The following is a 24,777-nucleotide window of genomic DNA, read 5'->3' as shown; positions in this document are numbered from 1 at the left end:
GCGCTCCTCCTGGTGTTCCGTCTCGTGAGGGCCCGTCCTGGGCCAAGCCCTACCGTAATCGCGCCGGGCCCGTATGCGGCCCGAGGCCGCCCGGCTGCTCTCAGACGCCGAGCTTGCGTCCCACGTGGGCGACGCGCACGGTCCCCTTCTCGTGGACGACCCGGAAGTAGACCCTGCCCGGGACCGGGGTGAAGCGGGCGTGCGTGTCGAACATCCGCGGCTGGCCGTCGAGGTCCGTGAACACGCAGAACTCGCGCGCCCGCTGCTGGTGCTCCCCCGTCACCCAGGAGTGCCACCGCGGTCCCTCGGGCTCGCGGCCCGGACGCCAGGAGGCCACCGCCCGATCGAGCTCGTCCAGCCGGCTCCCCGCCGGACGGACCCAGTACGTCGGCAGGCCCAGCAACTGCGCTTCCACCTCCGGCAGGAACTCCAGGTGGGGGAAGAGCGCGGCGCGGCGCTCCCACAGCTCGGTGCCGCGCGTCACCGCTGCCAGGCCACCCCTGCGGGCCGCTTCGACGCCCTCCCTGATCCAGGCACCGTGCGTCTCGCAGTGTGCCTCGGACGACAGGTGCCGGACTGCTACCTCGTCGGTCTCGAAGCGGCTCTCACCGTCCGCGCCTTCCACCAGCCGCTCGCGTTCCACCCGCACTTCGGCGGCGTCCCAGCAGGACTCCACCGGTAAGGAGACGCCGAGACCTTCCATCAGGTGTGCGGCGCCGAGGCCGTCCGCCGTACCTCCCCGGTGCCGGTACTCGACGTCGAGGAAGCCCTCGCCTTCGGGGTACACCGCGCGGTGCGGCCACTTGCTCTGCATGAGCAGCAGCCGTTGCCACATCTCCTTGTTCTTCCCCGACCACTTCCCGACCGGCTGTCCCTTCGCGATCTGGAGTCCGGTGACCGGCTCGCGCGCGACGAGGACCGTGCCCCGCCGATCCACCCGGACTACCGCGAGCACCGCACGGGCCAGGTCCGTCATGGCCCGCTCGGCGCGTGCCGGGTCGCAGGCGGTGTCACAGGAGATCTCGTTCAGGAACAGCTGCGGCACACTTCCCCCTCGGTGATGTCGTACGTGCCTGCCGACCGGCCCCGCCCGGTCCGCGTATCAGGTCAGGTCAGGAGAGTTCAGGTCAGCAGTTCGTCGAGCGTGTTCTCCAGCTCGTCGAAGAACCCTTCGGGCCACTGGTCGAGCAGCCCGTCACGGTCGATGCGGGGGCTGGCCACCTCGCTGCCCATGGAGCCGCCCCGGAAGTAGTGGAGAACGGCACCCTCCGGCGCCAGCACCCCGCGCTTGACGGCGAGCCGCACCCCGTTGAGCACGTGATCGCTGTGCGTCTCCACGACCAGCTGCGCCCCCTGCGCCGCCGCCGCCGCGACGAGCGCGGCCATCCGGGTCTGGCCGCGCGGATGCAGATGCGCCTCGGGGTTCTCCAGGAGGACCAGCGATCCGGGCCGCGCCGTCAGCGCGGCCACGACGACCGGCAGGGCGTAGGTGAGACCGAAGCCGACGTTCGTGGGGCGCCGCCGGGTGCCCTGCGGGCCGTCGAAGCCGTACGACAGGCGCACCGAGTCCGTGCCCTCGATGGCCGTGGCTTGGAGGTCCACCCCCGGGCACAACTCGCCCATCCACGCCACAGCTTGGTCCAGCAGCCGCGCCGATGCGGCGCCCGCGTGCCGCATCGGGCCGTCGGGAACCACGTCTCTGGCGTGGTGGCGCAGGTAGTTGACGGTGTGCTCACCGCACACGCCCAGGAATCCTCGCCCGATGGCGGCGTGATGGTCGCGCGGATAGAACTCGGCGGGCGAGACACGGTCGGCGTGCAGGTACTGGAACCCGGCGGTGAGGTATCCGGGGATCACGGCGGCGGCACCGGCGGGGGGCTTCGCCCCCTCGCTGGTCAGCGGGAGGTCGACACGCGTCAGCGGCAGCAGGTTCTGCTCCGCCTCGTAGGCGACGGTCCACGAGTAGCGGTAGGCCCCCTCGCTCACCGCGAGCGTGATCTCCGCGTGCTCACCGCCGAAGTCCTCGTGCAGGACGTCGCGTCCGGTGCCCAGGGAGACGAGCTCGCCGTTGAGGAGGAAGCCGTTGTCGGCGGTGGTGACCTCGCCCGACCTCTCCTCGCCTACGAGGTCCCGTACGTCGTCCAGGACACCGGCCGTGTGCGACTGCTGGAGTAACCCGAGCGCCTGCAGGACGCTGCTCTTGCCGGAGGAGTTCAGCCCCGTCAGCAGGGTCAGGGGCCCGAGCGGCAGGTCCACCCGCTGGAACGCCTTGAAGTTCGCCAGCGTCAGTTGGTCAATCACTGTCCAGTACTCCCCGGAAGAGCTTCGCCATCGCTGTGAACCTCGTGCGCACCTTCTTCGTGTCACCGGTGGCGACGGAGATGGCGCGGTCGAAGTCCCAGTCCCCCATCAGCTCGAAGAACCCTTCGAGCACCTCGTCACGCGACGCTACCAGTCGCTCACGTTCGTGATCGTCCAGGGTGGCGAGATTGACCGCGACGGCCTCGAACAGGGCTTTGTTGATGGGCGACTTGGCCTTTCCCCCCCGCCATTTCCGGAAGGCGTGGCCGCCGAAGATCACTGCCGCGCACTCCATCGCCCGCTGGAACTCCACGGTCACTTCGTTCCGCCGCTCCTCGCTCAGCCGGTTCACCTGGTGCATGGCGCCGATGAGGAACTGGTCGAAGTCCCGCTGCGTGTGCTCGGCCGGGTCATTCAGCCGGAACGCCAGGAAGCGCAGCACCATCTCCCGGTCGGCCATCCGCTCACTGGAGACGCTGTTCCCGGTGGCTTCGCCGAAGGCCGGATCTTCGGCGAGATCGGCGAGATAGCCGCGCACCGGGCCGCCGATCAGGGCGTGCCGGATCTCCTGCGGCTTGAGCGGCATCCCTCCGGTGTTGATGCGCGCGAAGACGTTGAACTTCACCGCCTCCGGGGTGCCTTGCTGGATGATGTGCACGACCAGCTGGGTCTCGCGCAGCCTGATCTTCAGCCGCCCGGTCAGGTCCTGGTAGCCGTCGCCGTGGAAGTCCCGCAGATAGTCCAGCCCGCACAGTCTCAGCGGCGGCATGCCCACCGTCGCGGGTTCCATGAACCGGGCGATGGCGGTGAGCCGCTGGATGCCGTCCACCACGGCCCAGTTGTCCTCCTCGTCCTGAGCCATGTGGAAGGACGAGATGGGGATGCGCAGCAGCAGCGATTCGATGAGGCGGCTCTGCTGCACGTCGGTCCAGATACCGGCCCGGCGCTGGAAGTCGGGCGCGAGGTCGATCATCCCCTCCCGCAGCCGGGAGAGGAGGAGATCGACGGTGGTCGTCTGGGTCTCGATCTTGATGTTCTCGGGCCGGAAGGGCGCGGAGATCTCGCCCGCGTCGCGGGCCTCGTCCTCCTCGTCGACGAGTTGCTCCAGCTCCACGCCCGTCGGCAGGCCGTCGTTCCCCACCTCGACGGGCCCGTGCAGCGAGGGGAAGAGACCGGGCTGAAGCTGCTCGGTGTCCTCCTGCGGGAACTGGTAGCGCTGATACCCGACGACCCGCCCGCGCCCGGAAGCAAGGCCGCTGCCACTGTCCTCAAGCCCCGTCATGAATCCCCATCGCCCTGACTCGTCCGTCACTGATGACCTTGGTCCACGGCAAGCCTATAGACGGCGGGCGGGCCCGTCAGTGCGGCAGATCCAGCGCGGCGCGGACCGTCTTGCCGGACGGCGGACGGTCGAGTACGGCCCACCGGTCGGCCAGCGCCTCGACAAGCAGCAGCCCTTGGCCGCCGTCCACCCAGTCGGCAGGGGCGGCAAGGCGGCCCGGCCCGTCGGGGCGGCGCTCACCTCGCGAGTCCGACACGTCGATGCGGAGGGTGTGCGCGTCGAGGCTGAGCCTCAGCTCGAAGTCCCGGCCGGGGACGCGGCCGTGGGTGACGGCGTTGGCGGCAAGCTCGGCGACGAGCAGCGCGGCGACGTCCGAAGTGTCGGAGCCGTAGGGGATGCCCCAGTCGTTCAACGCGTACACGGCGAGGCGGCGGGCGAGGCGGGCGCCGCGCGGAGTGGAGCTGAGCCGCTGCGCGAACACACGTACGGTGACGGGGTGGGGGGAGGGCGATGGCGCTGTCATGCGGCCAACGTGGCGGCCCGGAGGGGAGGTTCACCAGGTCAGCAACCCCTACTCAGGGCCAGCGTAGGGGTACGCGGGGTAGACAGTCCTGGTGACTGACTGTGACCATTGAAGACTCGGTCGTGGGTAGCAGTGGGTCTGGTGCGCGGGAGGTTCCTGGCATGACGGATGGTACGGGTGCGGGCAACGGTGGCGGCGAGCCGGAAGTGTCGGACAGCCTCAAGACGTTCGGCGAGGTCACCAAGGCGTTCCGCAAACGGGCACGCCTGACACAGGAGGAATTCGCCCCGAGGGTGCGGTACTCGGTCCCCACGGTCGCCGCGATCGAGCAAGGCCGCCGGTATCCCTCGGCCGAGTTCGTGGAGCGCGCGGAGGACGTCCTCGACGCGTTCGGGGTACTGCGGGCGGCAGCGCGGCACCTGTCCCGGCAGCCGGGGCTGGCGAGTTGGTTCCGGCAGTGGGCGAGGTTCGAGGCGGAGGCGGTGAGCCTGTACACGTACGAGTGCCGGGTGGTGCCGGGGCTGTTGCAGACGGAGGGGTACGCGCGGGCGGTCTCCTTCAGCGTGCCGCCGCTGCCGGACGAGGAGCAGCTGAGCGAACGCATCGCTGCCCGGCTCGCCCGCCAGGAGTTGCTGTCCACCAGCCGGAAGCCGCCCACGGCGTTCAGCTTCATCGTGGAACAGGCGGTGCTGGAGCGGCACACGGGCGGGGAGGAGGTGACGCGGGAGCTGTACGACCACCTGCTGGGCGTGATCGAACGGCACTGGAACGTCGAGTTCCAGCTGATGCCGCTGCGACAGCCGGTGCACGCAGGGCTGGACGGGCCGCTCCAGTTGGCGGAGACACCGGAGAACCGGTGGTTCGGGTACTCGGAGGGCCAGAAGAACGGACGGCTCATCACCGATCCGAAGGAGATCAGCGTGCTCCAGCAGCGCTATGCCAAGATGCGCTCACAGGCTCTGACCCCCGAGGACTCCCTGGGCCTGCTGAAGCGAATGCGAGGAGCGCTATGAGCACGTCCGAACTGACCTGGTTCAAGAGCAGCTACAGCGGCTCAGAGGGCGACAGCTGCATCGAGGTGGCAACCTGCCCGACGGCCGTCCACGTGCGGGACTCCAAGCTCCGGCAGAGCCCGCAGCTCGCGGTCGCCCCGGAGTCGTGGCGGAGCTTCCTCTCCTACGCGACCCAGAACTGACGGCGCCGCGCGCCTGAGCGCCCTGTCCGGACACATGTCCCGGGCAGGGCGCTCTCCTTACGCCCCGCCTTCTTGCGCCTTCCGCAGCCGCTCCTCGAAGACGGCGTGCGCGGCGCGCATCTCCGCCTCGCGGTTGGCCTTGTAGAAGGGGGCGGTGTAGCCGTCCGGCGGCTCGGGACGCTCGCCCTTGTCGTAGGCGACGAACTGCTCGTAGTCCTGCTTCGTCTGGCCGTGGCCGTAAGCATGGTGGTTCCCGGTCAACTTGCGCCCGTTGACGTCGAACCAGGTGACCTCCTCATAGTCGGTGAGGATGGGGTAGCGCCCCTTGCAGAGCGCCACCAACTGGTCGGCAGTCACCCCGAGCCATACCGCAACCAATGCGTCGATCTCGACAAGAGCCGCCCGGCGCTCGTACTCGGTACGCAACGGGGTGGCCAACCCCCAAGCTGGCGTGAGGTGCTCCGAGAGCGGCAGGAGCCTCGGCCACTTCACCGCCCAGTTCTCGTAAGTTGGCCAGGCCCGGTCGTAAAGCTCTGCCCAGATCGGGGCGTGAGCCTCGGTTAGACAATTGAGTCGAAGGGTACGGAGCAGCAAAGCGCCCGCAAGAGGATGACTGGGGTCGGCGTAGGGCATCTTGTGAGCCTCGGCGACTCTCAAGTCTGATCTGCCCGTGATTCGGAGCACGTAGTCGACGGGCAGGGAAGACCAGAACCCCGCGTTCACCGCAGTGTCGGAGTTATTCGTCAAGGCCATCGAGTTTACAGCGTCCACGTGTGCAGGACCTGGCGGAATCAACGCAGCGAAAAGACTTCGCTCTGTATCGAAGGCGATCATGCGCCGCCACGCCAACCGATAGAACTCTGTGTATGGCCGGAACCACCACAGCCGCTTCCGCAGCAGCTCTTGCTGTTCTTCCTCGGAAAGCTTGAGTTCCGCCTCTCCGAGCACCTCACCACGCTTCGCCCACTGCTCAACCGTGGGCTGCCAGTCAACGTTCAGCCGCGCCCTGTCCATCCAGCGGTCCTGAACCCCCCGATAGCGTTCCACATCGCAGTCTCGCACGTAGTTGGTGCGCGGCAAGGTGTCAGCAGGTAGATTCGTGTAGTCCCAACTCGACCAGTCCCGATTGGTCCGGCACGGAATGTTCGGCTGTTTGCTCACAGGAGCCGCGATCCCGAAGTGGGGGCCTTGCAGGATCAACTCAGGCAGGGAGTCGGGATGCGAAGTGTCCCAGGCGATCAAGCCGTCCTTTTTCCCGTTCGTCTCGTTGTAACCCTGGCTGATTCGCGGTTCGTGCTGGCCAAGCCGGACCACGACTGCGGACAGAGCGGCGATTGCCCCCTCCTCGTCAGTGGTCACGGGATAGAGCAGAGCCGCCTGACGGTCCGGGATTGCCGACTCGCCTGCGAGCCGATGCCACTGCGTGAGCAGTTCCCCATCAACCTCGATCAACCGCTCTCGGTGTGAGCGGAGTTCCCACTGACCGCCGGACTTGATGCCCGGCAGTTCTCCCTCGCCGTTGTGCTCGAAAGAGTCCCGTAGCGTTGTCGGATCGAAGAGCCAGCTGAGGTGGGTGAAGCGGGGCTCCTGATCCACTCCATAGATCTGAACACCGAACTCGGTATTCGCGTGGATCTCCGAGAAAATTCCGCGCCGGTTCGAGAAATGCGCGTGCACCCGTAGATGCCGGTACGCGGCCTCCCGTAGTCGCCCTTCCTTCACTCCACCGAAATGGGTGTCTGGATGAACGAGTCCGGCGGTTCCTGCACCCCCTGCGTGTCGCCACACCTGGCACATGAACGCCCGGTACAGGTCCGGGCGAGTCCTCGCCAGCAAGGGGTAGGTCGTCGCATCACTCAGGAACGTCGCAGTTCCCACCGTGGCAGCCAGCTCCGCGAAATAGGTCCCTAGCCGCCCCTTCTCCCCCAGCGCCTTGTCCTTGCGCTCACGCCACCGCTCAGCCGAAGGCTTTTCGGCCAGCTTGAACCACGGCTCGAACTCCGCGAGAACCGTAGCCTCGTCCCAGTCCGGCCGCACCCACGGCGGGTTCCCGACCTGGAGGTCGAATCCGCCGCGCTCACCCCGAAAGATGTGCGCGAAGTGCAGCTCCCAGTGGAAGAAGCCGTGACCGTCCTCCGTCTTTATGTCGCGCTCGGTCGTGCCCGCGATGTCCTCGACCACGTCCAGCCACGGGAAGCGCTCGGCCAGCTTGAACGGCGAGTCCATGCCCAGCACGCCGTCCAGACTGCGCTCGTACCCCTCCAGTAAAGGCAGCGCCTCGTCGACCGAGAGATCGTCCAAGCCGTCCAGGAACGAACCCGCGTCCGCGTCCTTCGTGCCCAGGGTCAGCTCCAGGAATTCCAGCCAGTCGGCGCACGTCTTCAGCGGGATGACGGGGCGCCGCCGGTCCTCCGCGATTCCGGACTTCCGGCCGCTCGCCTTGCGCCCCTTGATCGTCAGGCGCTTGATCTCCAAGCCGCCGTCACTGCCCCCGGCCGCGCCCAACTCGTCCTGTTCACCGTCCGGGTCGTCGAAGAGCCCGGCCGCCCGCCAGGCGAGGTCGCCCGGCGCAGGGCCACTCGGGGCGGCGGCCTCCGGCTCCGCAGCCTCCCGCTCCGCAGCCTCCTCCGCCTCCCCGGCCTCCGAGCCGGGCGCCGCCTCGGACGCCCCGCCGCCCGCCGCGTACTGCGCGTCCGTGCCGTCCAGCAGCCCCACCTGGTCCAGCGGCCAGAACCACAGCGCGCACCACGCGTCCATGACCGTCTTCAGCCGCCAGTACGGCGTGCCCGCCGCCGTCAGGTCGTCCAGGACGCGCTGCTTGTCGGTGGATTCGCCGGCAGGTTCCAGCCAGTCCGCACCCCAGACGTCGATGCGGCGCGAGATCTTCCGCTCGGAGAGTTCGAGCCGCTTGGCGACCAGGCTCCACAGGAACTCCGCCCGGCGGGCCACCGCCTGCATCCGTCCCAGCTCGGACTTGGCCGCCGCCTTCTCCCACTTGGCGTAGCGTGCCTGCCGCTTGTCGTGCGGCTCGTCCTCCCGCTCCTGGAACGGCTTGCACTTGGGCGCCTTCTGCACCCCCTTGCGCCACTGCCCCAGCGCCTTCGCCTGGTCCGGTGCCAGCCTCTTCGCCTCGGCCTCCCCCGCCACCGCGCCCCAGCCGAGTGCGGGCAGCAGGAAGTGGTGCACCGCGCCCTCCGGCAAGCCGCCGTCCCGGAAGGGGAGTTCGGTGGGCGGCAGCGGAGCACTCCTCGACAGCCACTGGCCGTGCGGCAGCGCGTCCGCCCCGTACACCTTGCGGCCCGCGCCGATCAGCGAGTTGCCGCGCCGCAGGTGCAGGCCGAACCAGGGTGCGCGCATGCCCGGGTGCATGGAGTTGAGCCAGAGCGAGACCTCGGCCAGTTCCACAGCGGTGGCGTTCAGGTCCACGCCGTAGGCGTTGTGAAGGGCGATGTACGCCTTGGCCTTCTGGAGTTCGACGGGGCGCGCCTCCGGATCGACACGGCGGCCCGACTCCCTTTCCCTGCGCCGCAGATACTCCGCCGCCACCTGGTCGATGGCCTCGTTGAGGAACGCGCCCGAGCCGAGCGCGGGCTCGCAGATCTTCCAGTCCAGGAGTTCCGCTGCCGACGTCTGCGTGCCGTCCTGGTCGAGGCGGTGCTTGAGCGCCAGCTCGACCGTGACCTCGGTCAGGGACTTCGGCGTGTAGTACGAGGCCGACGTCTGACGGTCCCGGCCCGCCAGCCGGTAGACGAACGAGCCCCTGGGGTGAACGACGCGCTGCGGTCGGCCGGTCTCCTCGTGGGGGCGCGCGACGAACACCTCGTCCGGGTAGTCCTGCACCCGGGAGGCGGGGATCATCCAGCTGCCGCCGGACGCGTCGCCGCCCTTGGCCACCTCGTAGAGATCCTCGGCCGCGATGAAGCCGGTGTAGGACATCAAGCCCTCGTACACGGCGCCGAGCTGGTTGATGCCGAGCTGTGCGTACGAGATGAAGCCGCCGCGGTCGCGCCCCTTGCCCCGGGTGAGCATCAGGCGGCGCAGCACCTTGTGCAGGGTCTCGTTGCGCAGCCGCGTGTCCAGGAACTCGGGCAGGCCCGAGCCCTCCTCGTACGCCGGGTTCTCGATCTGGTCGGCCGAGATGAGGCGTACCGCGTCACCCCGGAAGAGGTCGGAACGCAGCGGCTCGAAGCGCAGGCCGACATCGGCGCTGCGTGCGGCGGCCCGGCGGGCGCGGTCGGCCTCGCGGACGCGCTCCGCGCACTCGTCCCCGGTGATGTCTCCGGACGCGAGCAGCGCGGCGGCCTCCCGCTCGGCCTCGGTGGCCGCCCGGTCGGCGGCCTGGGCCGCCTGGTCCTCAGGCTCGCTGCCGAACTCCCGATGGCCCGTCTGGACCTGCCGGAAGAGCAGGTCGAGCGACTCGTACAGGTGGTATCCGTGCCGGGAGCGCTCACCCACCAGGTCGCGGACGACGAGATCGCCGAGGCGCTGGAGGCCGTAGCCCTGGGCGTACTCGGGGTCGTCGGCCGGCAGGATGCCGAGTGAGGGCTGAGCCTCCGCGTACAGCAGGAACAGGACGCGGTAGAGATAGCGCAGCGACTCGCGGCCGAGTTCCTTGGCCAGGCGGGTCGGCTCGTCGATCTGCTCCGGCGTGACGCCCTGGTCCCGCAGGCGCGCCAGGACCTCGTTGGCGATCCACTCGACGGACAGGCGCAGGCCCTCGCGCAGTTCGGTGGAGACGCCGACCGCGTGCTTGCCGGACTTGTCGACGAAACCGGCGAGCGGCGCCGTGCCGCCCCCTTCCGGCGGGCGCAGCGAGTCCGCGCCGAACAGCGCGGCGATCGTGTCGAGTTCACCGCCGCCTCGCACGTCGCGGCGGTGGAGGGCGGCGTCCAGGCCGACGGCGAGGTAGCGGCCCTCGTGCCAGGCGAGACGGTCGGCGAGCACCACGACGCCGCCGACCAGCATCAGGACGTAGCGCGGCGGCTCGTCGCACTCGAAGAGGAAGTCCGCCAGGGCCTTCGCGTCGGTGAGGCGGGCCGATGCCTCCAGGGCCACCGGGTGCAGCAGGCGGCCCGCGCCCTCCGGGTCGAGGGCCGCGTCCGGCGCGTCGGTCCAGCCGCAGGAGACGGCGATCAAGCCGGGCTCGGTGTGCAGGGCCTGGACCGGGTGGTCGTGGCCCGAGCGGTGCAGGGTGACGGCCTGCTCGTGGGCCTCGGCGAAGCCCAGCGCACGCAGCGTCGCCAGATGCAGTTCGGTGAGGCGCTTCGCCCAGTCCGCGGGGACCGGCGCGTCCGGTACGGCGAGGGCCTCCGCGTCCCGGGCGAAGTCGGCGCGGGAGGCGAAATAGGTGCCGTGCAGCGCACGCAGACCCTCGCGAGGGGTGCGGGCGCGCGGCGGGACGGTCGCGGGGTCGCGCCCGGCGGCCTTGGCCTCGGCGACGGCCGCGCTGTGGGCGCGCCGCTCGCGCTCCTCGGCCTCGGTCCACCGGGCGAGCAGGCCGTCCTTGGCCTTGAGATCCTTCGGCAGGACTGCGGCGAGGTAGTGCGCGGAGAGGTAGTCGCCGTGGTTGACCAGCGAGTCGTACGTCACGTCAGTGCTCCGTCCGGGGCCGGCCGGTCCAGGACCGCGAGGACTCGCAGCAGCGGGAGGCCGGTGGTGTGCAACTGGTCCAGGAGGTTCGCCTGTTCGTCCGCTGTCTGTTCGACCTGCCGCTTGCGCCGGGCGCTTTCGCCCGACAGCGAGTCCAGGGAGTCCTGACGCCAGCCGGCCAGCCGGTCGCGGTAGGCGGCGAGCGGGCCGCTGATCTGGCGGGCCCAGTTCTCCTGGTGCGTCTCCAGGTGCGCGCGGGCGCGTGCCACCGCCGTCGGCACCAGGGACTGGAGGTGTGCGAGATCACCCGGGTCACCGGTCCGGGCGAGGTCGGGCCGGACCTTCGCCGCGCGCAGGGCCTCGGTCATCTCGCCCACGGGGGCGTCGGGGTCGGCGCTGACGGCCATCCACCGGACGACCGTGGGGCGGCCGAGCGCGTTCGAGCAGATGCCCTGGATGAGGAAGGTGGGGTGATCCACGTACGGGGAGGTGATCACCGGCGCCTCCTGCCGCCCGAACTGCACCAGCACCTTGTCGGTGAGCCACTCCACCACCGGGTGGATGTCACTCAGATACGAGACGGTGGGCCAGATGGTGTCCGTCGCCTCGCGCGCCTCGGTCAGCTTGTCCTGGGCGAGGCCGCGGTCGAAGGAGAGGATCATGCGCTCGGCCACCTTCTGCTCCTTGAGATAGGAGGGCGGCAGGGCCTTGAGGCGGCGCAGCAGGTCGGGGGCCTTCTCCGGGGACAGCGAGAAGTACGGGCGCTGCTGGGCGTCCTCGCTGCGCGACAGGCCGACGGCATCCTCGGCACGGCCCTCGTACAGCTCCGCGAGGGCGGTGTCGACGAAGGCGGCCGTGTCGCCGTCGAACAGCGAGGGGACCTCGGCGCGGTCCGGGAGTTCCTCGGCGGTGATGGTGTCGACCTGGCCGAACAGCCCCGCCAGGTCGGCGTCGTCCGCGGCGGGTGCGGAGGTGAGGAAGTCCTCGACCGTGCCGCCTTCCATGAGTTCCCTGATCAGGCGGCGCTCCTCCTCGTCGGCACGGTAGTAGCCGGTCTCCGCCTCCGCCGTACCGCTGAGCTTGTGGGCCTCCTCCTCACGGGCCAGCAGCTTCTCGGCGACGGTCCGGTCGTCCTTGGCCCCCGGCCGGCCGGAGGTGAGGATCAGTGCGCGGAACTGCGGCTCGTGGCGCTGGCCGTACCGGTCGATGCGTCCGTTGCGCTGCTCGATGCGGATCAGGGACCACGGGATGTCGTAGTGGATCAGATGGTGGCACTGGCGGTGCAGGTTGACCCCCTCGGAGGCGAGGTCACCGGCGAAGAGCAGCCGGACCGGCGCACCGGCGAGGCTGAACTCCTCGCGGATCACGCGCTGCTGCTCCTCGGCGATCCCGCCGTGCATGAGGCGCACGGCAGGGTGGCCGCCGTCCTCGCCGGGAGGGAAACCGAGGCGCGCGGGTACCTTCTCGGCCAGCCACTTGAGGGTTTCGACCCGCTCGGAGAAGATCACCGCGCGGGTGTCGCTGCGCGGCCCGACGCCGATCTGTGCCAGCTGTTCGACGAGGGTGTCCAGCTTGGCGGAGTCGCCCGGTGCGGTGCCGTCCCCCATCCCGGCGATGAGGCCGCGCAGCCGGACCAGGGCGGCCTGCTCGTCGTCGATCGCCGGGTCCGGCCGCTCGCCCCCGGCCGCCCTGTCCGCTGCCCGTCTACCCAGAGCGGTGACGCGCCGGTCGACCAGCTCCCGCAGGGCCAGGTGGGAGGAGAGGAACGTCTTCAGGACGTTGTAGGCGAAGAGCGGATCGGTGCTCACCGAGGTCCGTTCCTCCCCCGCGGTGCCGAACTCGCTGCTTCCGGACGGCGCGGGCAGCCAGTGCTCGGTCAGCTCCGCGAAGATCCGCTCCTCGGCCTCGTTCGCCGGGCAGTGCAGCGAGCGGGTGGGGCCGCGGTCCGCCCACTCGGTGCCGATGCCGTTGCGGACCTCGGGACTGATCTTCGTACGCCTGATGAAGAGGTGTCCGAGGTCGCCGGCCGGGTCGTAGTGGTCACGGTCCGCGATGGCGGCGGGGTCGAGCAGCGACACCAGATCGGCGAAGGAGCGCTTGTCGCCGTTGTGCGGGGTGGCGCTGGCGAGGAGCAGGGCGTCGGTGCGCGGGGTCAGCGTCTCGGCGAGGGCGCGGCGCTGACTGCCCTGGTTGATGAGGTTGTGGGACTCGTCGATCACGACCGCGTCCCACTGGATGCGCTCCAGGTGGTGCCGGTACTGGCCGATGTTCTTGAGCGTGTCGACGGAGATGATGACGCGCTTGTAGTGGGTGAACGGATTACGGCCCGCGGGGATCTCGCGCTGGATGCGCTGGATGCCCAGCGAGTCGAGCCGTACCAGCGGGATCGAGAAGCGCGTCCACAGCTCGTGCTGGAACTGTTCCAGCACGCTCTGCGGGGTCACCACGAGAATCCGCTCGCCGCGGCCCCGGCGGATCAGCTCGGCGAGGGTGAGTCCGATTTCGAGGGTCTTCCCCAGGCCGACGACGTCGGCGATCAGGATGCGGGGGCGCAGGTTGCGCATCGACAGGGCTAGCTCGGCGGGGCGCTGCTGGTAGGGCAGCGGATCGAGGAGGAAGCGGTCGGCCAGGGCGAGCCCGCGCTCGGTCTGCGGCAGCGGGGTCTTGCGCAGGACGGCTTCGAGGAAGAGGCGCCCGCGCCGGAAGTAGGAGGAGGTGTCGCATACCAGGCGCGTCCTCGCCGGGTCGAGCAGCTCGACGGTGTCGATGCCGGTGAAGAACACCGCCTCCTCGTCCCGGACGAACTCCGAGACACCGGTGGCTTCGATCCGGTCGCCGTCGTAGTCGGTCCGACGGGCCGTCCGAACCAGCCACTCCTCGTCCCGGACGAGGATCTGGGCCCCAGGCGGAAACCGCGTCTGTCCCTGTTCTGCCACCCGTGGTCACTCCGTTGTTCGTACCGGGAAATGCGGCGTGATTCCGTACGCGCGAAGTCTTTCACGGGGTGCGGGAGGACCGTGCCGGAATGCGGGCGAGAGGAGTCCGGTCCAGAACACCGCGCACGGGCTCGCGCCAGGAGGGAGGTGCGGGCGGCTGCTCAGAAACGCGCGTCGCTCGCGTACGCGACCCTCAGCTGCTCGGCGATCCGCAGTGGCGCGGCGAGCCGGGGACCCGGCCGGCTCGGCCGGGCCGGTTCGCTCGCCTGCGGCTTCCCCGGGGCGTCCTCGTCACCGTCGGCGTCGCCGTCCTCGTGCGGTCGGCCGTCCTCCCGCGTCGGCGGAACATCGTCCTGCCACGGCGTCTCGTCGTCCTCACGCACGGCGACGTCCGTCATGGTCGGGGTGTAGCCAGCCCTGTCCTCGGAAGGACGCGGCGGCTCGGGCGACGGTGGGGGCACCGGCGGCGCGGCCTCGGGAGCCAGTGCCGTGAGCCGGTGCTTGGCCTGTACAGGGGTGACTCCCCGGCCTGTCATGACGTGCACTAGCAGCTCGGTGACCTGGAGCAGCGTCGGCCGGTCGGCGCGGTCCAGGGCCAGCATCGCGGAGATCGGCGGTCGCAGCTGGCGCGGCAGGCCCGTCAGGTCGGGCAGGACGGCGGGGTCCTCGATCCGCCGGGCGATGGCCTGCCAGCTGGTGCCGGTGTAGGGGTAGTGGCCGGTGGCCGCGTACAGCAGGACCGCCCCCAGGGCGTATACGTCCGCGGCCTGGTCAAGGCGGTGTTCGCCCTGAGTCTGCTCCGGCGGCATGCACAGGACGGAACCCACGACCACGCCGGTGGCGGTCAGTGTGGAGCGCCGCTCGGCCAGCACCGCGAGCCCGAAGTCGATCACCTTGGGGCCGGTCGGGGCGAGCAGGATGTTCTGCGGCTTGAGGTCACGGTGCAGCAGCCCCGCCTCGTGCACGGTCCCGAGCCCTTCGGCGAGCAGCGCCCCGAGGCTGGCCGTCTCCACCAGCGGCAGCGGGCCGTGGCCGGTGACCTGGGCCAGCAGGTCGGGCCCGTTGACGAATTCGACGGCCAGCCAGGGGCGCTCCGCGTGAGCGTCCGCAGCGACGAAGGACGCGATGAACGGCCCGTAGACCGTCTTGAGGCTGTCCACTTCGAGCAGGAAGCGGGCCCTGCTGTCCTCGTCGAGCACCGACGGCTTGATCACCTTCACGGCGACCAGATGTCCGGCCGGTGACTCCCCGAGGTAGACCTGCCCCATGCCGCCCGCGCCGAGCCGGGCCGCCAGCGTGTACGCGCCGATGGTCCGCGGATCGTCGTCCCTCAATGGCTCCACGGGTGGCGGGCCTCCCCTGCGCGGTGGTGGATCTCGGTCGCCCGCAGAGTGTATCCAGGGGGTTTCGCGTCAACGTCCTCCCCCTGTGGCGCCCCCTGTCCGAGGTCGGAGAGCAGGTCGTCCAGTACCGCTTCCTCTTCCACCTGCACGCCCGAGGCCTCCAAGGCGTCCGCCAGGTCCGCGTCCCACGGGGCGTCGGCCCGCGCCCCGGTCAGGGGCGGGCCTTCGGGCAGCGCGCACACAGCGGCCCGGTAGTCGGCGGCGGTGTAGCGCCAGGGGCGCCAGGGAACGCGGCGCAGCAGGGACGCCGCGATACGCAGACCTCCCCAGTCGAAGTCGCCGTGGTAGCGCAAGCGGGCGCCGCCGGTGTGGAGATGGCGCAGGAGGACGAGGGCGGCGGCGGACGGCTGCCCCTGCACGCAGACCAGGGGTGCGGCACCCGCGCCGTACGTGTCGGCCGCCGCGGCGAGAACAGCGGGGTTCTCGCAGATCCGGACCGTCGGCGGTGCGCAGAGCGGCGGGTGCCGGGTCAGCTGCCGCAGGGTCAGTACGGCGGGCTCGCCCACGTCGGCCGCCCAGTCCAGGGCGGGTGTGCCCCGCAGATTCAGGGTGAGCACGGTGGAGGAGAGTTCGTCACGCAGCAGTCCTGCCGAAGCCCACGCGTCGCGTCGCCACTGTGCGCCGCCGCCGTCCGGAAAGCCGGTCAGCGCCCGGACACCGGAGAGGGTGAGGGTGGAGAGGGGCGTTCCGTCGTCCAGGGCGTGCGCACCGCCGAGAAGGCGGACCGAGAAGGCGGGCAGCGATACCGGCGGTTCCTTCGGCAGAGCGCGCAGGGCGATCGCGGCCCGTCCGAGCAGTTCGGCCGCCTCCGCCGGGGTGCGGGCGAGGCGCCGTACCAGCCCGTCACTCCGGAGCCGGTCGGCCCAGCCCTGGAGGGCCGGGACCTGTGCCGCCAGCGCGTCCACCGGAACGTACGCCTCCTGCCACGCCCGCGCTTCCTCGGCACGGGCCGGGCCCAGGTGCGTGACCGGCCCGGTGAGCACCACCACGGCCGCGGCCAGTCCTGCCGGGCTGATGCCGGAGCGGCGCAGCAGGCCGTCCACCGCGTCGAGCCGTACGGACAGGGACCGGCCGCTGCCGGGGGCCCGCCCCAACAACGTTTCGGCAGCCGCGCGTTGTCCCTCAGTCGGTGCGCTCAGCGAGACCGGTCCGGTGAGCGGCTGCCCGCGTTCCAGGCGTCGGCGTGCGCGGTCGACCAGCCAGTCGAGCCCAGGGGCGCCCAGCAGTCTGCGCAGCCGTACCTCGTCGACGGTCACCGCCGTGCCGGGTGTCAGTTCCACAGCCGCTCCGCCCCTGCGGGCGCTTCGGTGCTCGGCCGGGGGATCGCCTGGTCCTCGGGGCGCACCGGGTCCGGACCGCGCAGCCTGCGGGTGCCGTCCCACTCCCAGCGGGTGACGAGCACCGCCGCGACCTCGTCGATCCGGGACAGCTGGGCGATGGCGATGCCGGGCACCTGGGGGTAGCAGGCCCACTCGCGCTCGCTGGTCATCACGACGTCGAGGTCGAAAGCGTGCAGCAACCCCAGGCACTTGGCGCGGGAGTCGTCGTCCACGCCTGCGAATGCCTCGTCGAGGGTGACCAGGCGCGGCGCGTACGGGCTGCCGGCGCTCGCGTAGTGGGAGGACGCGGCGGCGAACAGCGGCACGGAGACGGCCAGCGCCCGCTCGCCGCCCGACGCGGGGCCCGTGGCCGGGACCCAGCGGCCCTGCTGGTGCCGTTCGACGCCGAACTCGTGCCAGGCCCGGTAGTCGAGTGCGGCGGTGAGGTGCTCCAGCCAACTGCCCGACACGTCGTCGGTGTGCTGACGCGCGATCTGCTCCTGGAGGAACTCGCCGACCGCCGCGCGGTCTTCGGCGTTCCAGACGTCAGCCGACCGGCGCAGCCGGTCCCTGGCCTGGGCGAGCCCGGGGGGAGCCTTGCGGGATGCTCGCCATACCAGCCTCAGCCGCATGCCGGTGGAGGTCGGCCGCTCCTCCAGCTCCACGTTCATGTCCCGTACCCGGCGTTCCGCCGCCCCGATCAACTCCTGGAGCGTGCCCGCGACCTCGGTGACCAGATGGGTCTCCAGGATCTCCCGTTCCCGTGCGGACAGGATGCGGGCGAGTTCCCCGGCTTCGACGGCCAGCGCGTCGGCCAGTTCCGGTACGGCCCGCGCGCGGCCCTGATAGACGATGTCGACGACCATCGCGTCCTCCACCATCCGGGCGGAGGCGCTGTGCCCGTGCCGGGACAGTGTGTCCTGAAGAGTCTTGAGCTCCTCGCTGAGCCGGCGCTGCACCCGCTCCCAGGCGCTGTCGGAGTCGTCGGTGGCGGACAGACCCGCGTCGAGGGCGCGAGCCAGCGTGATGGCGGGGGTGGCCGCCCAGGCCTCGCCGTCCTGGGCGGGCACGGGCACCTCCGGCAGAGCCACGGCCGTCAGACCCGTCCCGGTGAACCGCTGGAGTGCGGCGATTGCCTCCGTGCGCGCCTCGGCCGCCTCCCTGAGCCCGTCGTGCAACTGCTCGATGCGGCCCTCGGCCCTGGCAGCCGCCCGGTCGGCTTCGGCATGGCGTGTGCGGCTGAGGCGCTGCTCCTTCTCGCAGGTGCGCAGTGCCTCCGCCGTCTGCTCCAGCAGGCGCTGGAGCTCGGCGACGGCTGCGCCGACCGTGGCGCGCAATGTGGTGAGGCGTTCGTCGGCCAGCGCCGCCTCCCGCTCCGACTCCCTCCCGCGTTCGGTGAGCACCGCTGCCCGCTCCGCCGCCTGTCCGGCCTCGGTACGTTCGTCCTCCGCCTGAACGGCGGCCTCGCCGCGTTCCCGCAACGCGGGCCAGAGGGCGGCCAGCCGCTCGGCCAGGGAGGCGAGCGCGTCCCGTACCGCGCCCAGCCCTTCGTGGTCGGCGGGCAGTCCCAGGTCCCCGGCGGCTTCCGCGAGTTCGGCCGCGGCCAGCTCGCTTCGCTCAGCCGCCGCGCGGAGGGCGGCGGCCCGCTCCTCGCGCCGCGTGGCGAACCGGCGCAGGGCCTCGGCGGCGGCCGCCACCCGCGCGTGGGCCCGCGTAAGGGGGCCTTCGTCGGGTACCTGCGCCAGCTCGGTGTCCAGGACGCCACGCCGGGCGGTCACGGAGGCGTCCAGATCCGCGACGGCCGCCGACTCCTCCTGGACCAGGCCGAGTTCGGCATGGAGTACTGCCATACGAGACCGCCGGGCGGCCTCCCGCGCACCTTCACCGAGGTACTCGGCGGCGGCCTTGGCCCACCGGCCGGTGACCGCACCCAACCGGAAGCGTCCGTCCACCGCCACCCAGGTTCCGGCCTCACCACCCGTCGCGTCTGCCTGTGCACCGCTCGGTCCGGCAGCGCCCGGTCCGGCACCGATCGCGGCGAGCAGCCGGGCCACCGTGCCCTCCCCCACGGCCACGGCCCCGGCGTCCTCGGGGTCCATGGCCGGGCGCAGCAACCCTGCGAGCGAGGGCCCCCGGACCGGTCCGGAGGCAGGAGCGAGCAGGACCTCATGGCTGTCGGCCGCGAGCACCACGCCGTCGGGGAGTACCCAGGCGTCCAGCAGTCCGGACGCCTCCAACGCCGCTTCGAGACCGGCGCGTTCCCCCTCGGGGAGCCCTTCGTGGAAATCCGCCAGCCTCCACAGCGGGGCGCCGGTCAGCCGCTCACGCAGACCAGGGGCACGGGTGTGGGGCGGCTGCGGCGGACGGCGCACCCCGGCCTCCAGCGCGGCCAGCTCCTGGTGCAGCCCGTCCGCCTGCTCGTTGAGTTCCCGCCGGCGGCGGGAGGTCTCGGCGGCCTGCTCGGCCAGGCGGGCGGACGCGGCGCTGTGGGCGCGCGCAGCCTCGGCCCGCGCCGGGCAGGGACCGTCGAGACGACCGACCCACTCACTCAGTTCGTCCAGCAGCCCCGGCTCGTCCGGATAGGCGAGTTCGGTCCAGCCACGGGCGCGGGTACGGACCTCGTCGAGCAGTGCCCGGCCGGTGTGCGCCACCTCCTCCTCGGCCAGCTCCAGCACGGCGGAGGCGGAGGCCCGGTCGGCATCGGCCTCATCGAGCCGGAGGGCTTGCGTGCGCCGCTCCTCGGCAGCACGAGCGGCCGCCTTGGCCAGGCCCTCGACATGGGAGAGGGCACGTCGGCCCCGCTCCATGGACTCCTCGGCGGAGCTGCGCAGTTCACTCGCGGTGAGCCCGTCCTCGCCGGGCAGGGCGACCCGGGCGGCGGCAGCCGCCTGCGCCGCCTGTCCATAGGTGTCGGTGACGTGCTGCGCGGCCGACCGCAGACGACTCTCGGCGGCACCGAGCCGATCCAGGCTCCGGGCGTGCAGGCCGACCGCCTGGTCCCGGTCGCTCCGCGCACGCTCCGCGGATTGCGCCGTTCGCTCCGCCTCCTGGTGTGCCTGGCCGAGTTCCCTGGCGCTGCGCATCTCGGGGCCTTCGCGCAGGGCGGCGTCCTGTGCGCGCAGCCTGGCCTGTTGTTCCTCCAGCATGCCGGTCGACTCCGCCGCGGCCTCCCGCTCCTCCTCGGCCCTGGCCTGCTGAGCCTGTGCCTCGGCGAGTTCCCGTTGGCGATGCTCGTAGCGGGAGTGCTCGACGCGCGGCAGGCGGGCGCGCCGGCGGGTGGCGATGCGGGCGTAGCGCCGGTAGTGCTCCAGGAAGCCGGCGGCTGCACGTTCGGCGGCGGAGGCGGCCGCCAGTTCGTCCTTCTCCTCGTCCAGCGAGCGGAACGCCTCGGCGACGTCGGCGATGACGGCCTGGTCCACCGGCGGCAGGGCCTCGGTGAGCGCGCGGGACAGGGCCCCTTCGTTGGGGCGCTTGGACAACTGGGGCTGACGCAGCTGGACGAGCAGGTCGACCAAGGCACCGTACCGCTGCTCGCCAAGCACGAAGAGCGCCTCGTCCACGGCTCGGCGGTAGGTCTTGGCCTGGTCGTACACCATGCCGTGGCTGCCGACGGCTTCGACGAGACGGTCCCGCGAGAGCGCCGTGCCCGTGGCGTCGACCAAGCTCAGGTAACCCTCCGCGGGGGTGTCGGAGCCGTGGTGGACGCGTTGGCCGGTGACCGCGTACCAGTGTCGGGCGATGCCCCGCCCGCTCACCGCCTTGAGGCCGCACAGCAGTGTGCGGAAGTGAGCCTCGCCGCTAGCCGAGTCGAGTCTGCCGAACTCGATCCAGGTGTAGCCGAGACGCTCGGAGTGCGGGTGCTCACCGCCGAGCAGGAGGTTCCACTCCATCCGTTTACCGGGGTCGCCGTCCGGTTCGACCCGGCGCGGGCTCAGATCGGCGTCGAGCAGGAAGGGCAGAGTGAGCGCGAGCACCTTGGACTTGCCGGTGCCGTTGTTTCCGCGCAGCAGCAGACGTCCGTCGCGGAAGTGGAATTCCTCGACGTCGTAGTGGAAGAGATCGACGAGCCCGATCCGCAGGGGCTGCCAGCGGGAGCGGAGCGGTTCGGGATGTGCGGTGGTCATGCCTGACCGGCCTTTCCTTGTGTCGGCATGCGTGCGTTGCCGATTTCGCGCACGACAGGCGCACCGACCGCGTAGCGGGCCAGGGCGGGGCGGGGTTCGGCCCCCTCGGCGGTACGGGAGACCAGGCCGAGGGCGGCGAGCCGGGCCACGGCCTGCTCGACGAGTTCTGCCTCCACGCCCGGCTCCCGCGCCGTCTTGGCCCAGAATCCGCCGTGCTCGGCAGCGAGTTCCCGTACTCGCTGGGCGAGTTGGCCGGCGGTGACGGGCCCGCCCGCCCTGGCAAGGTGCTCCGCGAGCAGCAGGGTGATGTGTCCGTGGGTGCCCTGCTCGGGCATCCGGACGTCGGTGAGGTCGTCCTCGGCGTCGACCATGGCGATGCCCTCGGCCCGGATCTCGGGAACCAGACCGGTCAGGTCGGCCACGCGGGCGGTGAGGAACCCCCGCTGCCGGGTGAGGTAGCTCAGTTCGGTGTCGCTCAACTCGTCGTAGTAGAGCACCGGATCGTCCAGGAGTCTGCGGGTGAGTTTCTGCCGCACCGCGCGGAAGCGCAGCTCTTCGCTGTCCAGGGCCGTCTCGGCGACGAGCTGCGCCAGCCGGTCGGCAAGGCTGTCGGCTTGCACGGTGGAGGGGCCGCGACGCGTCGCGAGCAGTCCCGCCAGCACCCGCCGTTCGACGTCGTACAGCACGTCGCCGGCGCCTTTCACATACGCGTCCTCGTCTCCGGCGACCCGGCGCAGTACGCCAAGACTGAGCAGGAGCCGTACCACCGCGGCCAGGTCGAGACGCTCGTCTCGGCGGTCCAGGGTGAACTGCACGCCTGCCGCGACGAGATGGGGATCGGCCGCGTCCAGGACGACCTGATCGGCGAGACGGCCGAGGGCGATCTGCGACTCGCCGCGCTCCAGGGCTGCCAGGGCCAGGCAGAGCAGGACGTAGCGGCGGCGGGTGAAGGGAGCGGCAGACCGGGTCGCCTCGCGAGCGGGGTGCGTCGCGTCGTCGAGGACACCGGGGATCTTACGCAGCCGGGCGGTCTCGGCATCCACGTGGAGAAGCCAGCCGGTGTTGCGGTCGAACCATTCGCGGAGTTCGGAAGCGTGCCGCCGCACGAGGCGGAACTCGTCCGCGTGCCTGCCGTGGGAAAGGAGGAGGGGCTGCTTCAGAAGGGCGCGGGCCGCCTTGCGGAGATCCGCGGCGTGCTGTCCTTCAAGGACCTCGGCCAGTGGCGTGATCATCGCTCGCCTGCCCTGTGCGTCACGCCTTCGGTCAGGTCGACGATCTCGATGAGGTGATCAGGCCCGTGGAACGTGCCGGACGGCGTCCGGATCTCCGCCGCCGATCCGTCGGTCAGTGCGCTGAGCCGGATCTCCATGGCGCCGTCATTGCTGGTGGCCACGGTGTGCCGCATACCGGGCCGCCACGTTGCCAGTGCGTCGCCGAGCAACTGGAGGAAGAGCCCGAAGGACGCCGGGTCGAGATCGCTCAGTTCGGAAAGCCGGACCGTTCCGTCCGTGACCAGCCGGGCCCGGGCCGCTGCCGTCTCGGCAACCTGCTTGGCGGCCACCTCGGCCAGGTGGCGACGCAGCTCCTGACGGCCCTCGACCTTGCGGGGTTTGCCCCGCCGCTCGTAGCTCCCGGTGCGGCGCAGTTGAGGGCTGATCCGCAGCGGCTCCGCGGCGGCCCAGGGAGTGGCGGCGGGAACCGGAGCGGCCACGCGGGCGGCCAGGGTGTCGGCGTCGATGGTGAGGTGGCGGGCGGGATAGAGCCCGAAGGCCGCCCGCCACAGCCGGTGCCGTGACGTGTCGTCGGAGGTCTCGGCGAACCAGCGGGCGAGCGTGCGGAAGTCGGCGGAACGGTCGGAGCGCCCGGCCCGGCGCTCCCCCAGCGCACGAACGACTGCCAGCATCTGCGGGATCGCTCCCAGAGCCCGGCCACGCAGCAGCCTGGCCTGCGACTCACGACCGTTCCGGGTGAGGAACCACGCCGCGAGCCCGTCCCAGCGTCCGGCCCAGTGCGCGTACGCCTCCCGCGCGGCGTGTTCCGCCTCCTCGGGCGCGGCATCGGCGGCCTCCCGCCCGGCGGCAGCCCTGAGCAGGACCTCGATCCGGCCCGGTTCCTCCAGCTCCAGGATCAGCTGGGCGATGCGCCCTCCCAAGGTGATCAGGTCCTGGATGAAGCGCTCCAGATACTGGATGAGGCGATCCTTGTAGGCGAGGAAGACCTCTTCCTCCACCTCGTGGAGATCAATGGTGCGCTGGAGCGAGCCCATGAAGGCGCGCGCGTTGTCCGCGAGGGCGGCGAACCGGCTCGCGAGCGCGTCGAGCGCGAGATGTGCCTTGCCGGGATCAGGCTGCGCGTCGCCGGTGAGTACGAGAAGGGCCCGCAGTTGCGTGACGATGTCGTGCAAGGCGACGGCCTGGAGGGCGCCGCGCCGCCCGAGCGCCTCGTCGTATGCGGCAAGGGCCTCCTCAGCGGCTTCCCCGGCTCGCGTGAGCTGGTAGATGAACCGCTTGCGGTAGAAGTCCTCGACGGCGGCGACCCGGCCCGTATCGGGGTCGGCTCGCAGGTTTCCCCATTCCACCAGCTTGTCCAGGGCCTTGACGACCCCGTCGAGTTCACCGGGCCGCACCTCCCCAGGCAGCACGGCGTGCACGTCCTCGGGGCGCAGGTGCACGGCGAAGCGCTCCTTGGCCGTGACGAACGCCCGCATCACCTGGCGGTAGAGCGCCGTGTTCTGCACAGCGAGGTGGACAAAGGGGCCGAACCCGTTCGGTTCACCGGCCAGACCGTCGGCTGTGTCAGTCATCGGCAGCCATTTTGTCGTGCCGCGAACGCTCCCGAGAACAGGGGGTCCGAGCGCTTGGCTGAATCTCACACCACGGCTGGGGAGGCGCGCAGAACGCGACGCCGACGAAAGGGGCCAGGTCCGAGCGGGCACGTCGCGACGGCCTCGACCATCGGACCGCCCGACGCCACCCGCTCGACGCGTACCTGGAGGCGACCATCGCGTGCGGCCATGCGGACGCAGGTGATCGCGACGCACTGCACGTGGTGGGTCATCACGCAGGTGCGTGGTTGAACCTTCCAGGAACCAGGCAGGTCAGCTGCTTCTTCGCGGCCGAGAGCCAGCCCTTCGGAGAGTCTCGTGCGGCCTACGTCTCCAGCACGGCAGCCACCGAGTATGGCCGACCCGGAACCTTCTGGTGCACTCCCTCGCCCGGGGCCAGACGGAGACCGCCTGCCCCTTCGCTGAACCACGAAAGGCCGATCGAGTGGGAAGTACGTTCGACGCCGGACCCTGACTCGATTCGCCCGAAACCCGGCAAGCCGCTGCGTGACTACCAGCGGCCCGCACAGCCACCCAGACGGACATTACAGCGGAATTACCCCGGGAGAAGCGCCGAAGTCCGCGGTAGGCACATGTCCTGTGCCCACCGCGGACTTCGTACGAGGCGGCGCGCGCGACGTGGTGGGATCACGTTGGGCCACCCACGATTCACCGTCGTGGGAACACACTGGCCCCGGGTGTGCAGGGGGCCCATCCCAGCCGCATCTCGTGTGCGGAGAGCGTGGAAACCCCGCCAGGTCCCGACCTCTCCGGCTCGGTAGGCCGATCAGCAGGAGGGGCGGAACTCCTCGGCGGGACAACCGCAGGTCAGGAGCGCTTCGAAGCGGGCTCCAGGATGGCGACGCACTCCATGTGGTGGGTCATCGGGAAGAGGTCGGCCTGAGCGCATCACGGAAAAGCCCAGGTCAGAGTGAACCGTTCCGGGTTCGGTAGAGACTTCAGTTTGTGGTTGTGACCTGGGGTTTCGTGGCCATGAAGTAGTAGTTGGTCTCGTACTCGGCGGGTGGGATGTGCCCTATTTCACCGTGGAGTCGGCGGTGGCAGTACCAGTCGACCCATTCCGCGGTGGCCAGCTCAACCTGGGAGAGCGTCCTCCAGGGTCGCCCGGGTTTGATCAGCTCGGTCTTGAACAGGCCGATCGTGGACTCCATGAGGGCGTTGTCGTAGGCGTCGCCGACGGAGCCGATCGAGGCCGCGATGCCGGCGGCGTCCAGGTGCTCGGCGAGTCGGAAACTCGTGTATTGCGAACCGGCATCGGAG

14 protein-coding genes are annotated in these 24,777 nt (G+C 70.9%); 2 read left to right on the top strand and 12 right to left on the bottom strand.

The features are described 5' to 3' along the window. Positions 1–100 precede the first annotated feature (100 nt). From H299_RS0111600 to H299_RS0111585, 4 genes are all read right to left on the bottom strand, one after another. Positions 101–1,045, bottom strand: a complete 945-nt coding sequence (locus H299_RS0111600) for a hypothetical protein (RefSeq protein ID WP_027748544.1) — start codon at positions 1,043–1,045, stop codon at positions 101–103. 77 nt (positions 1,046–1,122) lie between these two features. Next, the gene (locus H299_RS0111595; protein WP_027748543.1) at positions 1,123–2,301 is read right to left on the bottom strand and encodes a DUF3696 domain-containing protein; all 1,179 of its coding nucleotides are present in this window, start codon (positions 2,299–2,301) and stop codon (positions 1,123–1,125) included. Next, complete coding sequence (locus H299_RS0111590; RefSeq protein WP_027748542.1) at positions 2,294–3,583, bottom strand: DUF262 domain-containing protein; 1,290 nt, start codon at positions 3,581–3,583, stop codon at positions 2,294–2,296. Before H299_RS0111590 ends, H299_RS0111595 begins: the two co-directional genes overlap by 8 nt. 76 nt (positions 3,584–3,659) lie before the next feature. Continuing rightward, positions 3,660–4,106 (bottom strand): ATP-binding protein, encoded by a 447-nt coding sequence (locus tag H299_RS0111585; RefSeq protein WP_027748541.1) that lies wholly within the window; start codon positions 4,104–4,106, stop codon positions 3,660–3,662. A 161-nt stretch (positions 4,107–4,267) separates the two neighbouring features. Here H299_RS0111585 and H299_RS0111580 point away from each other — a divergent pair, with 161 nt between their 5' ends. Then, complete coding sequence (locus tag H299_RS0111580) at positions 4,268–5,119, top strand: Scr1 family TA system antitoxin-like transcriptional regulator (RefSeq protein WP_027748540.1); 852 nt, start codon at positions 4,268–4,270, stop codon at positions 5,117–5,119. Then, a complete protein-coding gene (locus H299_RS0111575) occupies positions 5,116–5,301 on the top strand; it encodes a DUF397 domain-containing protein (RefSeq protein WP_027748539.1) in 186 nt (61 codons plus the stop codon). Before H299_RS0111580 ends, H299_RS0111575 begins: the two co-directional genes overlap by 4 nt. Before the next feature lie 57 nt (positions 5,302–5,358). Here H299_RS0111575 and H299_RS0111570 read toward each other — a convergent pair whose 3' ends face one another. The 8 genes from H299_RS0111570 to H299_RS0111535 form a co-directional block, all read right to left on the bottom strand. Next, a complete protein-coding gene (locus H299_RS0111570; RefSeq protein ID WP_027748538.1) occupies positions 5,359–10,890 on the bottom strand; it encodes a hypothetical protein in 5,532 nt (1,843 codons plus the stop codon). Continuing rightward, complete coding sequence (locus tag H299_RS0111565) at positions 10,887–13,826, bottom strand: DEAD/DEAH box helicase (RefSeq protein WP_027748537.1); 2,940 nt, start codon at positions 13,824–13,826, stop codon at positions 10,887–10,889. The genes H299_RS0111570 and H299_RS0111565 overlap by 4 nt, the downstream gene beginning before the upstream one ends. A 161-nt stretch (positions 13,827–13,987) precedes the next feature. Then, on the bottom strand, positions 13,988–15,169 hold the full coding sequence (locus H299_RS0111560; RefSeq protein WP_027748536.1) for a serine/threonine-protein kinase: 1,182 nt from the start codon (positions 15,167–15,169) through the stop codon (positions 13,988–13,990). After that, a complete protein-coding gene (locus H299_RS33595; RefSeq protein WP_078512655.1) occupies positions 15,157–16,509 on the bottom strand; it encodes a TIGR02679 family protein in 1,353 nt (450 codons plus the stop codon). Before H299_RS33595 ends, H299_RS0111560 begins: the two co-directional genes overlap by 13 nt. Then, positions 16,500–20,672: a TIGR02680 family protein gene (locus tag H299_RS33590; protein WP_051262361.1), complete on the bottom strand. Its 4,173-nt coding sequence runs from the start codon at positions 20,670–20,672 to the stop codon at positions 16,500–16,502. The genes H299_RS33595 and H299_RS33590 overlap by 10 nt, the downstream gene beginning before the upstream one ends. Continuing rightward, entirely contained in the window at positions 20,669–21,904 is a 1,236-nt protein-coding gene (locus H299_RS0111545) for a TIGR02678 family protein (protein WP_027748535.1), read from the bottom strand. Before H299_RS0111545 ends, H299_RS33590 begins: the two co-directional genes overlap by 4 nt. After that, the gene (locus tag H299_RS0111540; protein ID WP_037758717.1) at positions 21,901–23,475 is read right to left on the bottom strand and encodes a TIGR02677 family protein; all 1,575 of its coding nucleotides are present in this window, start codon (positions 23,473–23,475) and stop codon (positions 21,901–21,903) included. The genes H299_RS0111545 and H299_RS0111540 overlap by 4 nt, the downstream gene beginning before the upstream one ends. Before the next feature lie 980 nt (positions 23,476–24,455). Then, on the bottom strand, positions 24,456–24,777 hold a 322-nt coding region (locus H299_RS0111535), incomplete at its 5' end, for an integrase core domain-containing protein (RefSeq protein WP_027748533.1).

This window comes from Streptomyces sp. CNH287, from assembly GCF_000424825.1.
This window is presented reverse-complemented; position numbering and strand designations above follow the sequence as displayed.

Coding starts and splice junctions, on each gene's coding strand:
- H299_RS0111575 (WP_027748539.1), top strand. CDS start 5,116: ATGAGCACGTCCGAACTGACCTGGTTCAAGAGCAGCTACAGCGGCTCA.
- H299_RS0111540 (WP_037758717.1), bottom strand. CDS start 23,475: ATGACTGACACAGCCGACGGTCTGGCCGGTGAACCGAACGGGTTCGGC.
- H299_RS33590 (WP_051262361.1), bottom strand. CDS start 20,672: ATGACCACCGCACATCCCGAACCGCTCCGCTCCCGCTGGCAGCCCCTG.
- H299_RS0111545 (WP_027748535.1), bottom strand. CDS start 21,904: ATGATCACGCCACTGGCCGAGGTCCTTGAAGGACAGCACGCCGCGGAT.
- H299_RS0111585 (WP_027748541.1), bottom strand. CDS start 4,106: ATGACAGCGCCATCGCCCTCCCCCCACCCCGTCACCGTACGTGTGTTC.
- H299_RS0111580 (WP_027748540.1), top strand. CDS start 4,268: ATGACGGATGGTACGGGTGCGGGCAACGGTGGCGGCGAGCCGGAAGTG.
- H299_RS0111590 (WP_027748542.1), bottom strand. CDS start 3,583: ATGACGGGGCTTGAGGACAGTGGCAGCGGCCTTGCTTCCGGGCGCGGG.